Annotated in this window: 14 protein-coding genes and 1 tRNA gene; 4 read left to right on the top strand and 11 right to left on the bottom strand. The window is 61.2% G+C overall.

Features of this window, described 5'->3' with window-relative positions:
- Nucleotides 1–3 precede the first annotated feature (3 nt).
- The gene (locus tag CLU93_RS10540; RefSeq protein ID WP_099761017.1) at nucleotides 4–1,062 is read left to right on the top strand and encodes a LytR C-terminal domain-containing protein; all 1,059 of its coding nucleotides are present in this window, start codon (nucleotides 4–6) and stop codon (nucleotides 1,060–1,062) included.
- Between the two features lie 17 nt (nucleotides 1,063–1,079).
- Here the strand turns inward: CLU93_RS10540 and CLU93_RS10535 are convergent, their stop codons facing one another.
- Nucleotides 1,080–2,069 (bottom strand): EDSAP-1 family PEP-CTERM protein, encoded by a 990-nt coding sequence (locus CLU93_RS10535; protein ID WP_099761016.1) that lies wholly within the window; start codon nucleotides 2,067–2,069, stop codon nucleotides 1,080–1,082.
- 211 nt (nucleotides 2,070–2,280) lie between these two features.
- The gene (locus CLU93_RS10530; RefSeq protein WP_071079861.1) at nucleotides 2,281–2,655 is read right to left on the bottom strand and encodes a hypothetical protein; all 375 of its coding nucleotides are present in this window, start codon (nucleotides 2,653–2,655) and stop codon (nucleotides 2,281–2,283) included.
- 151 nt (nucleotides 2,656–2,806) lie between these two features.
- Here CLU93_RS10530 and CLU93_RS10525 point away from each other — a divergent pair, with 151 nt between their 5' ends.
- Nucleotides 2,807–3,118, top strand: a complete 312-nt coding sequence (locus CLU93_RS10525; RefSeq protein WP_099761015.1) for a hypothetical protein — start codon at nucleotides 2,807–2,809, stop codon at nucleotides 3,116–3,118.
- Between the two features lie 14 nt (nucleotides 3,119–3,132).
- Here CLU93_RS10525 and CLU93_RS10520 read toward each other — a convergent pair whose 3' ends face one another.
- The 9 genes from CLU93_RS10520 to petA form a co-directional block, all read right to left on the bottom strand.
- The gene (locus CLU93_RS10520; RefSeq protein ID WP_034753599.1) at nucleotides 3,133–3,339 is read right to left on the bottom strand and encodes a dodecin; all 207 of its coding nucleotides are present in this window, start codon (nucleotides 3,337–3,339) and stop codon (nucleotides 3,133–3,135) included.
- A gap of 148 nt (nucleotides 3,340–3,487) precedes the next feature.
- Complete coding sequence (locus tag CLU93_RS10515; RefSeq protein ID WP_243420095.1) at nucleotides 3,488–4,696, bottom strand: hypothetical protein; 1,209 nt, start codon at nucleotides 4,694–4,696, stop codon at nucleotides 3,488–3,490.
- 15 nt (nucleotides 4,697–4,711) lie between these two features.
- A complete protein-coding gene (locus tag CLU93_RS10510) occupies nucleotides 4,712–6,586 on the bottom strand; it encodes a methyl-accepting chemotaxis protein (RefSeq protein ID WP_099761014.1) in 1,875 nt (624 codons plus the stop codon).
- Nucleotides 6,587–7,019: 433 nt separating this feature from the next.
- Nucleotides 7,020–7,095, bottom strand: a tRNA-Thr gene (locus CLU93_RS10505).
- 26 nt (nucleotides 7,096–7,121) lie between these two features.
- On the bottom strand, nucleotides 7,122–7,634 hold the full coding sequence (locus tag CLU93_RS10500) for a ClpXP protease specificity-enhancing factor (RefSeq protein ID WP_071079859.1): 513 nt from the start codon (nucleotides 7,632–7,634) through the stop codon (nucleotides 7,122–7,124).
- Nucleotides 7,635–7,730: 96 nt separating this feature from the next.
- Entirely contained in the window at nucleotides 7,731–8,342 is a 612-nt protein-coding gene (locus CLU93_RS10495; RefSeq protein ID WP_010394154.1) for a glutathione S-transferase N-terminal domain-containing protein, read from the bottom strand.
- A gap of 120 nt (nucleotides 8,343–8,462) precedes the next feature.
- Nucleotides 8,463–9,227: a cytochrome c1 gene (locus tag CLU93_RS10490; RefSeq protein WP_099761013.1), complete on the bottom strand. Its 765-nt coding sequence runs from the start codon at nucleotides 9,225–9,227 to the stop codon at nucleotides 8,463–8,465.
- A gap of 36 nt (nucleotides 9,228–9,263) precedes the next feature.
- Entirely contained in the window at nucleotides 9,264–10,676 is a 1,413-nt protein-coding gene (locus CLU93_RS10485; RefSeq protein ID WP_099761012.1) for a cytochrome b, read from the bottom strand.
- 2 nt (nucleotides 10,677–10,678) lie between these two features.
- Nucleotides 10,679–11,287: a ubiquinol-cytochrome c reductase iron-sulfur subunit gene (petA, locus tag CLU93_RS10480; RefSeq protein WP_099761011.1), complete on the bottom strand. Its 609-nt coding sequence runs from the start codon at nucleotides 11,285–11,287 to the stop codon at nucleotides 10,679–10,681.
- A gap of 412 nt (nucleotides 11,288–11,699) precedes the next feature.
- On the opposite strand from petA, the gene mscL reads away from it, so the two are divergent.
- Both mscL and CLU93_RS10470 read left to right on the top strand, forming a co-directional pair.
- On the top strand, nucleotides 11,700–12,149 hold the full coding sequence (mscL, locus tag CLU93_RS10475; RefSeq protein WP_099761010.1) for a large conductance mechanosensitive channel protein MscL: 450 nt from the start codon (nucleotides 11,700–11,702) through the stop codon (nucleotides 12,147–12,149).
- 39 nt (nucleotides 12,150–12,188) lie between these two features.
- Nucleotides 12,189–13,349: a Do family serine endopeptidase gene (locus CLU93_RS10470; RefSeq protein WP_165829249.1), complete on the top strand. Its 1,161-nt coding sequence runs from the start codon at nucleotides 12,189–12,191 to the stop codon at nucleotides 13,347–13,349.
- Nucleotides 13,350–13,365 lie beyond the last annotated feature (16 nt).

The raw sequence follows: 13,365 nt of genomic DNA, 5'->3' as shown, positions 1-13,365 counted from the left end.
ACCATGCGCTTGACGCTCTCCCGCCTGGCCGCCGCCTGTGCCTGCCTTGGCCTGGCCGCCTGTACCACGCAACTGGCGCATGCGCCGGTGCCGGCGTGGCCTGACGCCGATGCCGCCTATGTGGCGGGGCGCCAGCATTTCGAGCAGGGCGACCTGCCCGCCGCGCAAGCGGCCTATGAGCAAGCACTGCGCCATGCGCCGCGCCACGTGAATGCGCGCAACGGCCTGGCCGTGCTGCATGCGCAGCGGGGCGAGCACGCCGCCGCGCTCGCCCATTGGCTGGCCTTGACGCAGGAAGCGGACATGGCGCGGCCGCAGCAGGCCTATCTGTTCAGCAATCTCGGCCATGCCTATTCTCTGAGCGGGCGCGATGCGCAAGCGTTGCCCGCGCTGGAACAGGCGTGTCTGCTCGATCCGCTCAATGCGCTGGCCTGGCAGCACCTGGCGCAGGTACTCGAACGGCTGGGACAGCACGAGCGCGCCGCCCTCATGCGGCGCCAGGCGGTCAGCTTGCGGGAACACGACTTGCGGCGCGACCTGGCGCTCGTGCGCGGCGCGGCGGCACCGCAGCCTGTGCCCGTGCCGGTGCCGGAGGCGCCGGCCATGGCGCGCGTGGAGATCACGCAGAGCGATGGCATGGCCCGCTTGCAGCGCATACCGGCAGCGGTGCGCAGCGTACCCGCCGCAGTGCCCGAGCGGCCCATGCCGGCGGCGCCCGCGCCGCAGCCGCGCCTGGAAATTGTGAACGGCAACGGTGTGCCTGGCATGGCTGCCGCGCTGGCGCGCAGCCTGGCTGGCGCTCCTGTGCAGGTGGTGCGCCTGACCAATGAAACCAGCTTCCAGGTGGCGCGCACGCGCGTCGAATACCGGCCCGCGCAAGAACAGCTGGCGCGCCAGCTGGCCCGCCAGCTTGGACCGCAGGTGCAGACCCAGGCCGCCGACTGCCCGGCCAGCGAGCTGCGCCTGGTACTCGGGCGCGACCTGAGTGACCCCGCCATGCTGCACCGCTATTATCTGCAGCAGTTGCAGCTGGCGCGCCAGGCACTGGCTCGGCTGGGGTAAAACGCCTCTGCCGGTGTCTATTCCGGCTGGCGGCGGCGCGTGAACGCCAGGGCGGCCAGCCCCAGACCCAGCAGGAACAGGCTGCCCGGTTCCGGCACGGCCAGGGGATCGATGACGACGATGTCGGTGCGTGTGGACTTGGCAAAGTTCAAGGTGTAGCTGCCGGCGGGCAGGGCGAAATTCGAGGTCAGGGAAAACATCGAAAGGCCGTTCGTGAAGGCGCGCCCGGTGGCGGGGTCGTTGGTGCCGGCCGTCATGTTCAGGCTGAACGGGTCGAGGCTGCCGGCGCCATGGTTGCCGTTGATATCGCTGCCATTGTTGGCGTCGCCATCGGGCGCGAACTGGAAGATCACGCCATCGGCGTTCGCGTTCGACAGGCAGCCGGCGGGGCTGGCGGCATTGCACGAGATATTGAAGATATCCATGATCGACACGTTCGACTTGTCGCCCATGGTCGTCACGCTGGTGCGCAAGTCGCGCCGTCCCATGAAGCTGAAGGTGATGAAGCCGGCGCTCGACAGGGTCAGGTTGACGGAGCCGGTGAGCGTGTCGCCGGCCGTGGCCGTGGCGGCGCCGACCGTGTTGCGCTGTGCTTCCGCCACGGCTTGCACGCTGGCGCCGCCATTGAGCATATTGCCGAAGGCGTGCGCATCGCCGCGCGCGAATTCCAGGGTGGAGCTGGGACTGGGTGCATAGTGGTTTTGCGGCAAGCCGCTGCAGCCGCCACCCGAACACACTTGCAGCACGTCGGCGTTGGCGGCCGGCCCCGTATTGACGGCGCGCGGATTGACGGCCACGCCGCCTTCGAAAAACGCGCTGTCGCTGGCATTGCGGTTGGCGCCGGCCAGCGACAAGCTGCCGGCACTGGTGGTGATCCGGAAATTGTTCAACTCATTGACGGCCAGGCCGTACGCGCCGGCCTGCGCCTGGCCGCTGGCCAGCAGGCTTGCCGCCGCCAGTGCGCCCAGCCAGCCCAGGGTCTTGCTTCGTGTGTGATCGACGTTCATCGCAGCCTCTTATCGTGGTCAGTCGCGGAAAATCCGGGGGACAAAGAATCCAGAGTGACTTGCCTGGATTCATCTCGTAGACTGGGATAAGCAGCTTGCGTGCCACACAAAAAAAGTAAATTGAATCAACTACTTGCGCAAAGCGGACTGAGCTGGATAGGGCGAAGTGTAAGAAAGGCCGACGCCGCTTGGCGGGCAGCGTCGGCCCGCCTCAGGTACCGCGGTGATAGCCCAGGTGGCCACCCGAATTGCTTGCGCAACCGCAACCGATGCGCGCCACTTCCTCACCTTCCGTCAATTTCCAGTTGGTAATGGTCGTGTGCTGCCAGTCGATGTCGCTTTTCTTGACAGGTTTGACCGTCAAGGTGCGCTGCTCTACATCTGTGTATTCCATCAGCTCCTCGTCGTCGGCGATGTCGAAATGGCGGTGGATCAGGGAAATGCCGAAGCGGTCGAGTGCGCCGTAGCGCTGCAGCACGTCGCGCAATTCGCGAAAGCAGGCCAGATCCGCGGGCAGCAGCGGATCGACGGCGGAAATATCGGCAACGGGTTGCCATTGCATGGCATGGATGTTCAGGCTGTGCATGATAGGCTCCTGTGCCCCGTGATGAGTGGCCCAGGCTGCCGGAGGGGCGCCGGCACGCCTGGCGAAATACCCATCGTGGCCGCAAAGCGGGTGCGGCGCTTGCGCCAGATCAAAGGTGCGGCACATCGCGCCACGCCCGGTAAAATAGGCCATGGCAAACAAAACTCCCACTTTCCCCGGCGCACGCACGGGCCGCGGCCAGGTCCTGGCCGTGCTGCTGTCGAACCGCGACCAGTCCGGTGCCGAACCGCTGCAAGGCCGCGTCTCGCTGGCCGCCATCGTCAAAGCGCTGAAACGCAAATACCACTGGCCCATCGAGACGCACAGTTTCCCCGCGAATACGCAGGATGGCCGCGCCAGCTGGGCGACCGTGTATAGCTTGCCGGAAAAGGTGATCGAGGCCGCGCTGGAGGCCGGCGGCCGCGAGTGGCTGGAGAGCCGGGCAGTGGTCGGGCGGCGGTGAGTTGCCGCCTTACCCTATTCGAGCCGGAAGCCGACCTTCAGCGTGACCTGGAAGTGCGCCACCTTGCCATCGACGATATGGCCGCGCGACTCGGTCACTTCATACCAGTCCATATGCTTGACCGTCAGCGCCGCCTTGGCAATGGCATCGCGTATTGCCTGATCGCTGCTCTCGGTCGATGTGCCCACCAGTTCGATGAGCTTGTAAGTATGTGCGGACATGATGTTTCCCCAGGTAGGAAAGCCAGACATCGGAGTTTGTTCTTCGCCAGCAAGTGCCCATAGTGCGCCTAAATGCGGCAGACGTCATTGCGCGGTGCAGCAATGCAAATGGCCATGAACCATTGGCGACGTCAGCAAGATTGCCCGCTCAGAAATAATACCCCGCCTGTAAATTGATCCTGCGCGTGTAGCCATCGTGCCGGAGCGAGGTCGACGCCAGCCCCCCTGCGTCCGGCGACAGATACGGGTGATGCTTGCCTAACATGAAGTCGGCGTAGAACACCCATTTCCCGGATGAAAAACTCAGTCCGCTAACGTTCTGCACCGAACTTTTGTAGTTGCCGACACGTTTGCGCAGGATGCTGTAGTCGTTATACAGCTTGAATCCGCCCAGCGGGCCCAGCGTGCCAGGGATGTCGTAGCTGAGGTTGGCGATATAGATATCGCCCTTGGCCGCCACCGGGTAGGGATAACCGAATGCGCCCAGGATGACGAAGCTGTTCGGGTCGAGCCCGCCGTAGGTCTGGGTCACGCCATGGCTGGTGCCATAGCTGTAGCGCAAGGCTTCCAGCATGACATTCCAGGGTCCCATGCCGCCCCGGTAGTGCAGCGCCACCGCATTGCGCCGCGTATCGCGCCCTTCGCTGCGGGTGTCGTTACGTATCGTGCCGGTCAAGGCGGACAAGCCCACTTCATGCTGGCCCGAACTGCCGATGTGCGCCACGACGCGGCCCGTGAAGGTATTGCGTTCGTGGTCGCGCTGGCCGGTGGCAAACCCCTGCTGGTCATCATCGGGCACGATATTATACGAGTAGCGGTTCGAAGCCCCGGCCGTATTGCCGCCGCCGCCATAGGAACCCCCGTCACGCGGATAAAAGCCCAGCTGCCACTCGACGGGGCCGGGTGGGCTGGCGTAGGTCACGCCGAGATCGTACTTGTCCTCGAAACCGGTGTAGAACGCCATCGACTCGTAAAAATTATTCGACGCGAACGGCTGCAGCCCGAACGGATTTTTCACCAGGCCCGCTTGCAAGGTGCTCTTGTCGGCCAGGCGCACACCGACCCAGCCGTGATGCAGGAAGTGCTGCCAATAGCCGCCCTGCCCCTTCGGGTACCGGTTGTAACGGTATTGCGCCGAGCCGATCAGCGTGCCATCGTCAAAATTGACGTCCAGCCGCGCCGTATCCAGGCCGACGAAACCGCTCCGATAGTCGTCCTGCCAGCTTTTGTAAACATAATTGAAGCGGATCGCGCCGCCGACGGTCCAGGGCGATCCGGCCACCTCTTCGGCCGTTACGGCGTTGCACAGCAATAACAACGCTCCCGCCAGGACGACACCACGATGGTTTGCAGACATGGTCAATCTCCCTTGTTAGTGCAGACGCAGCGCATCGCGCGACCCGGCCTGCGGCGCCCGCGACGGCAAGGCACTGCCGTCCATCTGCGGCAGCTTGAAGCCTGCGACCACCTCGGCCAGCGCGCTGGCCTGCTGCTGCAGCGATTGCGCAGCGGCGGCGGCTTGCTCGACCAATGCGGCATTCTGCTGGGTGTTTTCATCCATTTGCGTCACCGCCGTCCCCACTTCGGTGATGCCACTGCTTTGTTCATGGCTGGCACTGCTGATCTGCTTGACGATACCGGCCAGTTGGCGAATGCTGTCCACCACCTCGCTCATGGTCACGCCCGCACTTTCCACCAGGCGGCTGCCCGCGTCGACCTGCGTCACGGAATCGCCGATCAGCGCCTTGATTTCCTTGGCCGCTTCGGCCGAGCGGCCGGCGAGCAAGCGCACTTCCGATGCCACGACAGCAAAACCGCGGCCCATTTCTCCGGCCCGCGCCGCTTCAACGGCGGCATTGAGCGCCAGGATATTGGTCTGGAAGGCGATCCCGTCGATGGTGCTGATGATGTCGACGATTTTGCGCGAGGCAATATTGATGTCGCCCATGGTCTGCACCACCTGTTGCACCACCTCGCCGCCACGCCCGGCCACCTGCGTGGCGCTGGCGGCCAGCTGGTCAGCCTGCATGGCGTTTTCGGCGTTCTGCTGGACAGTCGCCATCAGTTGCTCCATGGCGGCTGAGGTTTCTTCCAGCGCGCTGGCTTGCGACTCGGTGCGCACGGACAGGTCATTGTTACCAGAGGCAATCTCGCCCGATGCTGTCCTTACCGTATCGGACGCTTCGCGGATTTGTAGCAGGACAGTGGCGATCTTGTCGGCGAAACGGTTGAAGGCGCTGGCAATGTGCGTCAGCTCGTCGCGACCGGACGTATCCATGCGTCGCGTCAGGTCACCCTCCCCCGAAGCAATGTCTTCCAGCGCGTCGCGCACCAGTATCATGCGGCGCAGCTGGCGGCTGACGAACAGCGACATCAAACCGCCGGCGGCCAGCAGGCACAGCACCGTGAGCACCACCGTCACGCGCAGCATCGACCTCAGCGATGCGGTAGCGAGGTCGCGGTCAACCGCCGTCAGCAGTATCCATGGCGTCCCCTCGACCTTGGCGGCGTACACCATCTGCGGGGCGCCATCGATCATCACTTCGGCATGCGCATTGCCCGCGACCAGGCGCGCCAGCAGCGCGGCATCGAGGCCAGCTGCCAGGTCGGTGACAGGCTTGAGCGTCAATTCCTTGCGCGCATGCGCCAGAATGGTGTTGTTCGTGCCATCGACGAGCACGGCAAAACTCTTTTCCGTGGGGTGGATGGCGTTGACTTTCCTGACCACCGAGGTCAGCTTTGCGTCAGCACTGACCACGCCGGCGAGCGCACCGCCAGCCTGCGCGAAAACGGGTTCCACGAAGCTCACGTACAGTTCGCCGGTACCGGCATCGGCATAAGGGGACGTGATGGCAGGGCCACCTGTCGACACCGCCAGCTTGTACCAGGGGCGCGCCGTGCCATCGAAGTCCGGTGGCACCGTCCATCCGCTGTAGTGAGCACGCTTGTCGCTCAAGGCAAAGCCCACCGAATCCAATGCTCCGGCCTGCCGGGCCGTATCGAGTGCGGGTTGCGGATCCGGCTGGGCCACCGCTACCTTCAATGCGCCCGCAATGCGCTGCTTGTCCTGCACCCACTCGGTCAGCTCACGCGCATACAGGCGCGTGACATCGTTGATCTGCTTGTCCAGGGAAGAGAGGACATTGGTACGCACGCTCACGAAGGTCACCGTCGAGAGGAGAACCAGCGCCACTGCGGCGATGGCAATGGCGATACCGATAAGGCGCGCACGCAAAGTGTGGAACATGGCAACTCCAAAATGGAAAAGGGACGCATCGAACAGGGAAAGTCCACGTTTTCGTGCGAGCACGAAGCCTGGATTCAGCTATGCCGCAATAAACACAGTTAAACTCAGTGCAGCCTATTGCGTCAAGTCAACTAGTTTCACCTCATGGCAACTATCGCAAGAATGTGGTAAAAATGAAAATCCCCCTTTCTTGCCGGCAGCCATTTTCCGCATGGACGCGCGCCGTGGCGCTTCGGTGGTTTTCGCTTTCCTGGATCCGCCGCGTCAACGTAGCCATGTTCTGGCAACACTTGTGCTGTTCAGGACGAGGAGACATGGAGAAAAGTGCGACTGGAGGCACTGTGAATTGCCCCGCCAGTGCCTCATCAGGGGTAGAAAAGAAAAAAGGGCTACCAGCCGAAGCGGGTAACCCTTTGATTTCCTACTAAAATTCTGGTGCCGACTGCCGGTTTCGAACTGGCCACCTGATGATTACAAATCAACTGCTCTACCAAATGAGCTAAGTCGGCAAAAACTGTGCGTTGCGAATTATACGCTATTTAATGCGTGTCAGGGTCGGGCGGCCGCCTTTTTTTGGTGGCTCGTCGTCGCCGGGCGTGGCGTTGTCGCGTTGTTCGGGGGAACTGGTCGGCACGGACGACAGGGTCGGGGCGCTGGAGACCGGGGCCAGCGCTGGCGGCGGCAGGTCGGCGGAGGCCGGGCTGTCGGTCGGTTGCGCGTCGGGGTCATCGTTGCCCAGCACGGGCTCGAAGGCCATGCCCTGGCCGTTTTCGTTGGCGTAGATGGCCATCACATTGTCGACCGGTACGTAGATTTCGCGCGAGACACCGCCAAAGCGGGCGTGGAAGCGGACGGCGTCGTTGTCCATCTTCAGGCCGCTGGTGGCGCCGAAGCTGATGTTGAGCACGATCTCGCCCTTTTTCACGTATTCCATCGGTACCGTGGTGCGCGAATCGACTTTGACCGCGAGATAAGGCGTGTAGCCGCTGTCGGTGCACCATTCGTAGATGGCGCGCAGCATATAGGGTTTGGTTGAGATTTCAGACATGGTAGGCACTGTGAGGCGGGAGCGCCCCCGCAAGGCGGCGCACCGGTAATTCAAAAGACACAGATACCCCGGCAAGCGTGGCTTGCCGGGAATATCTTAACGACGCATCACTTTCTCGGAAGGCGTCAGCGCTTCGATGTACGCAGGACGCGAGAAGATGCGTTCGGCGTATTTCATCAGCGGTGCGGCCGTCTTCGACAGTTCGATGCCGTAGTGGTCCAGGCGCCACAGCAGCGGCGCGACAGCCACGTCGAGCATCGAGAATTCGTCGCCCAGCATGTACTTGTTTTTCAGGAACAGCGGCGCCAGGGTCGTCAGGCGGTCGCGGATTTCCGCGCGTGCCTTATCGTGGGCCTTGTCGTTGCTCTTGGCGCGTTCGCTTTCCAGCACGTGCACGTGCACGAACAGTTCTTTTTCGAAATTGAACAGCATCAGGCGCGCGCGGGCACGCATCAGCGGATCGGCCGGCATCAGTTGCGGATGCGGGAAGCGCTCATCGATGTACTCGTTGATGATGTTCGATTCATACAGGATCAGTTCGCGCTCGACCAGGATAGGCACCTGGCCATACGGGTTCATGGTCGAAATATCTTCCGGCTTGTTGAACAGGTCGACGTCGCGCACTTCGAAGTCCATGCCTTTTTCAAACAGGACCAGGCGGCAGCGTTGCGAAAATGGGCAGGTTGTACCCGAATAGAGAACCATCATTTTTTATAGTTCCTTAGAAACAAAGGGGGTGAAGCCGCGAACGGCTCACCCCAGGTCGCTTGTCCACTCATGCGGACAACGCAGAAACAGGCATAAACCGGCCTATGGCCGGCGCCTCACTTATTTGACTTCCTTCCAGAACGACGCGTTAAGGCGCCATGCCAGCAGAGCAAATACCGACAGGAACAGCAGCACCCACACGCCCAGGCGTTTGCGTGTTTGCTGTGCCGGTTCGGCCATCCACTCCATGTAGCCGACCAGGTCGGCTACCGCATTGTCATACTCGATCTTGTTCAACGTGCCGGGCTTGACCTGCTCGAAGCCGGCAAATTTGTGGATCTTCTTGCTGGGCTCGTGGGGATCCGTCTCTTCCACGAACTTGGCAGTCTGGACACCTTGCAATTCCCATAATACATGCGGCATGGCAACATTCGGCAAGACCATGTTGTTCCAGCCGGTCGGCCGAGTGTCGTCTTTATAGAACGTACGCAGGTAAGTATACAGGTAGTCGCCGCCTGTGCCAGCGGAAGATGATTTCGCGCGCGAAATTACCGACAAATCCGGCGGTACGACGCCAAAGAAGGCCTTGGCGTCCTGCGGTGCCAGGCTAGTCGTCATCAAGTCGCCGACTTTATCGCCTGAGAACAACAGATTCTGCTTGATCTGGTCTTCCGTCAAGCCCAGGTCGCGCAGGCGGTTGTAGCGCATCGACACGGCGGCGTGGCAATTCAGACAATAATTGACGAACAATTTGGCGCCATGCTGCAGCGCCGCCATGTTGGTCTGGCGGTCAGGAGCCTTGTCCAGCGGAAAGCCGCCTTCGCTGGCGAGAGCCATGGCAGGCACGAAGGCCAGGATGGCGAGCAGTTTTTTTGCAATCTTCATATGATGTATGTCCTTTGAGCGTGGCGTGAGAGCGGCTTAATGCGGGTGAAACGTCACACGCGACGGCACGGTCTTGAACTTGCCCATTGCACTCCACCATGGCATCAGCAGGAAAAAGCTGAAGTAAATCAGGGTGCACACTTGCGACACGATGGTTTTCGTATCCGTTGGCGCCTGGGTGCCGAGGTAGCCCAGGATCAGGAACGACAGGCCGAAGATGGCGTACACATATTTGTGCCAGTTCGGACGGTAGCGGATCGATTTCACGGGCGAATGGTCGAGCCATGGCAGGAAGGCCAGGATCACGACGGAACCGCCAAAGAACACCACGCCCCAGAATTTCGCGTCCAGCACCTGCGGCAGCATGCCGATGATGGCGACGATGGCGATGCCGGCGATTGCCGACTTGACGGTCGTCGACAGGCGCGACTTGAGCCAGATGAACACCACGTAGGCCGCCACGACACCCATCAGCACGTACATGAAGTCGGCCGTGGTGGCACGCAGCACCGAGTAGAACGGCGTGAAGTACCAGGTTGGCGCGATGTGCAGCGGGGTCTTCAGCGAATCGCCGGGCAGGAAGTTGTTGTATTCCAGGAAGTAACCGCCCATTTCCGGCGCGAAGAACACGACGGCGCTGAAAATGACGAGGAAGATCGATACGCCGAACAGGTCATGCACGGTGTAGTACGGATGCGACGGAATCGAATCGAGCGGGTGGCCATCGGCGCCCAGGTTTTCCTTCACTTCGATACCGTCCGGATTGCTCGAACCGACTTCATGCAGGGCGATCAAGTGCGCTGCAACCAAGCCCAGCAGTACCAGCGGGATGGCGATCACGTGGAAGGCGAAGAAGCGGTTCAGGGTCGCGTCGGACACAACGTAGTCGCCGCGGATCCACAACGACAGGTCAGGGCCGATGAATGGGATGGCGCCGAACAGGTTGACGATCACTTGGGCGCCCCAGTACGACATCTGGCCCCATGGCAGCAGGTAGCCGAAGAACGCTTCGGCCATCAGGCACAGGAAGATGGCGAAACCGAACAGCCAGATCAGCTCACGTGGCTTGCGGTAGGAGCCGTACAGCAGGGCGCGCGTCATGTGCAGGTAGACGATGATGAAGAAGGCCGAGGCGCCCGTCGAGTGCATGTAGCGCACCAGCCAGCCCCACGGTACTTCGCGCATGATGTACTCGACGGAATTGAAGGCCAGGGCCGCATCCGGTTTGTAATGCATGGTCAGGAAGATGCCGGTGACGATCTGCAAGACCAGCACCAGCATGGCCAGCGAGCCGAAGATGTACCAGAAATTGAAGTTTTTCGGGGCGTAGTACTTGCCCCATTGGTCGTTCCACAGCTTGGTCAGGGGAAAGCGGTCATCGACCCAGCCCAGCGCTTTTTCGGCGACGGGGGCGTCTGCCGGGAATTTCGTTTCTTTAAAAGCTGCCATGATCAAGCCTCGCCTTTCTCGTCTTTACCTATCAGCAATTTGGTGTCGCTCAGGTACATATGGCGCGGCACTTGCAGGTTGTCCGGCGCCGGCTTGTTCTTGAACACGCGGCCTGCCATGTCGAAGGTGGAGCCGTGGCAAGGGCACAGGAAGCCGCCTTCCCAGTCATCGGGCAGCGACGGTTGCGGGCCGGGGGCAAATTTCGAGGAAGGGGAGCAGCCCAGATGGGTGCAGATGCCGACGGCGACGAGAATTTCAGGCTTGATCGAGCGTGCCTCGTTCATGCAGTAGTCAGGCGTGAATTCGGCGGGATTGCGTTGCGAATTGGCATCGGCGACTTTGCCATCGGTCTTTTTCAGGGACGCGATCATTTCCGGCGTACGCTTCAGGATCCAGACCGGCTTGCCACGCCATTCGACGGTGCGCATTTCGCCGGGTTGCAAGGTGGTGATGTCTACTTCGACCGGCGCGCCAGCCGCTTTCGCGCGCTCCGACGGCTGGAAGGTGCTTACCAAGGCTCCCGCGGTTGCCAATCCAACTACACTGCCCGCCGCGCACGTGGCGACGAGCAAGCCGCGACGGCCTGAATCGACCTGCTTTTCGTTACTCATGCAAACCCCAATCAGTCAAAATGCGAATCTTTATTATGAGTGGCAGCCGCGAAAAACCCGTCGCCGAAGCTCTTTCCCACTGATTGCCGCAACCCGCGTCTTTGCGCGGTAAAGTGGCAACATCCCTGCGGAACTTCGGCCAATGGCGCAGCCCGTGCCAGTTTCTTGTTGATTATCCGGAAGTGAAAAATCCACTTCTGGCAACCGCAAATTATAAGTGAAGCAAACAACGAATAGAACAAAAACGTTGCTTGTACCATAATTTATATACTTTTGCAGGAGGTGGCTAGTTCTTTCGAACTAGATGCGCCTGGCTGTGCACGAATTGGTCTCGCCGACAACCACAAGTTGGTGGCACTGGGAATCAATAGTATGATCGGCATGTTTTTATATCTATCCGAAGGAGAAATTCATGGCAATGATGAAAGAATTTAAAGAATTTGCAATGAAAGGCAACGTTGTCGATCTGGCAGTCGGTGTCATCATCGGCGGCGCCTTCGGCAAGATTGTCGATTCCCTGGTGCAAGACGTGATCATGCCGCCCATCGGCCGCATTTTCGGCGGCCTCGATTTCGCCAATTACTACCTGCCCCTGAATGGCCAAGCCACGACGATGACCCTGGTGGAAGCGAAAAAGGCGGGTGCCGTGCTGGCCTACGGTAATTTTCTGACCATTTTGCTCAACTTTATCATTCTTGCCTTCATCATCTTCCAGATGGTGCGCCTGATGAACAAGGCCCGCCGCAGCGAACCGGTCACGCCGGCACCGGCACCGGCCACGCCGGAAGACATCGTGCTGCTGCGTGAAATCCGCGATTCCCTGCAGCAGAACGCACGCAACAGCAACAATCTGGCAAAATAAGTCGTTCCGGCACCGGCCGGCTGACCTGGGCAGAGAACTATGCGACGATTCTGGTTATTGTTTGCGCAAACCGTGACGATCGCGTTGGCGCTGTACTTTGTGTACGGCGCGCTGCGCCCGGCCAGCCGGGTACAGCAACTGGGCTCTGCCGCGAAACCGGTGCCCGTGGTGGAAACGGCGTCGAGCAGCCTGGCGCCCGGTTCCTACCGCGACGCGGCGGCGCGCGCCATGCCCGCCGTCGTCAACATCCTCACCCTGCAAGTGCCCAAGCGCGGCGCCCATCCGCTGGCGCGCGATCCCTTCTTCAAACGTTTCTTCGGCGAGCGCGACCCGGACGCTGAGGATGGCGAGGACTTGAAAAACAGCCTCGGTTCCGGCGTCATCGTCAGCCATGAAGGCTATGTGCTGACCAACAACCATGTGGTCGAAGGCGCCGACGAAATCGAAGTGGTGCTCACCGATGGCCGCAAGGCGCCTGCCAAGATCGTCGGTCTGGACCCGGAAACGGACCTGGCCGTCATCAAGATCAACCTCGACAAGTTGCCCGTCATCGTGCTGGGCCAGTCGGAACTGGCGCGCGTGGGCGATGTGGTGCTGGCCATCGGCAACCCGTTCGGCGTGGGCCAGACGGTGACCATGGGCATCATCTCCGCGCTGGGCCGCAACAATCTGCACATCAATAGCTTTGAAAACTTCATCCAGACGGATGCCGCCATCAACTTCGGCAACTCGGGCGGCGCCCTGGTCGATACGCGCGGCAACTTGATCGGCATCAATACGGCGATTTACTCGCAAAGCGGCGGTTCCGTCGGCATCGGCTTCGCCATCCCTGTCTCGACGGCCAAGACGGTGATGGAAGCCATCATCAAGGATGGCCACGTGGTGCGCGGCTGGATCGGCGTGGAAACGCAGGACATCACGCCCGAGCTGGCGCAAAGCTTCAACTTGCAGCGCACCAGCGGCGCCATCATCGCCGGCGTGGTGCGCAACGGCCCGGCCGACAAGGCGGGCATCGTGCCCGGCGACATCCTGCTGACGGTGGAAGGCAAGCCCGTGGGCGACACGACGGAAATGCTGAATCTGATCGCCCAACTGCCGCCCGGCGGAAAAGCTAAAATGACGGTGCTGCGCAAAAATCGCGAAGCGGCGCTCGACGTGATGGTGGGCAAGCGCCCCATCCCGAAAGAGCTTTCCAAATAGTTGTTGATCGGAATTT

The sequence above is a fragment of the Janthinobacterium sp. 35 genome (assembly GCF_002754575.1).
Classification (GTDB): Bacteria; Pseudomonadota; Gammaproteobacteria; order Burkholderiales; family Burkholderiaceae_D; genus Janthinobacterium; species Janthinobacterium tructae.
This window is presented reverse-complemented; position numbering and strand designations above follow the sequence as displayed.

Coding starts and splice junctions, on each gene's coding strand:
- CLU93_RS10540 (WP_099761017.1), top strand. CDS start 4: ATGCGCTTGACGCTCTCCCGCCTGGCCGCCGCCTGTGCCTGCCTTGGC.
- CLU93_RS10535 (WP_099761016.1), bottom strand. CDS start 2,069: ATGAACGTCGATCACACACGAAGCAAGACCCTGGGCTGGCTGGGCGCA.
- CLU93_RS10530 (WP_071079861.1), bottom strand. CDS start 2,655: ATGCACAGCCTGAACATCCATGCCATGCAATGGCAACCCGTTGCCGAT.
- CLU93_RS10525 (WP_099761015.1), top strand. CDS start 2,807: ATGGCAAACAAAACTCCCACTTTCCCCGGCGCACGCACGGGCCGCGGC.
- CLU93_RS10520 (WP_034753599.1), bottom strand. CDS start 3,339: ATGTCCGCACATACTTACAAGCTCATCGAACTGGTGGGCACATCGACC.
- CLU93_RS10515 (WP_243420095.1), bottom strand. CDS start 4,696: ATGTCTGCAAACCATCGTGGTGTCGTCCTGGCGGGAGCGTTGTTATTG.
- CLU93_RS10510 (WP_099761014.1), bottom strand. CDS start 6,586: ATGTTCCACACTTTGCGTGCGCGCCTTATCGGTATCGCCATTGCCATC.
- CLU93_RS10500 (WP_071079859.1), bottom strand. CDS start 7,634: ATGTCTGAAATCTCAACCAAACCCTATATGCTGCGCGCCATCTACGAA.
- CLU93_RS10495 (WP_010394154.1), bottom strand. CDS start 8,342: ATGATGGTTCTCTATTCGGGTACAACCTGCCCATTTTCGCAACGCTGC.
- CLU93_RS10490 (WP_099761013.1), bottom strand. CDS start 9,227: ATGAAGATTGCAAAAAAACTGCTCGCCATCCTGGCCTTCGTGCCTGCC.
- CLU93_RS10485 (WP_099761012.1), bottom strand. CDS start 10,676: ATGGCAGCTTTTAAAGAAACGAAATTCCCGGCAGACGCCCCCGTCGCC.
- petA (WP_099761011.1), bottom strand. CDS start 11,287: ATGAGTAACGAAAAGCAGGTCGATTCAGGCCGTCGCGGCTTGCTCGTC.
- mscL (WP_099761010.1), top strand. CDS start 11,700: ATGGCAATGATGAAAGAATTTAAAGAATTTGCAATGAAAGGCAACGTT.
- CLU93_RS10470 (WP_165829249.1), top strand. CDS start 12,189: ATGCGACGATTCTGGTTATTGTTTGCGCAAACCGTGACGATCGCGTTG.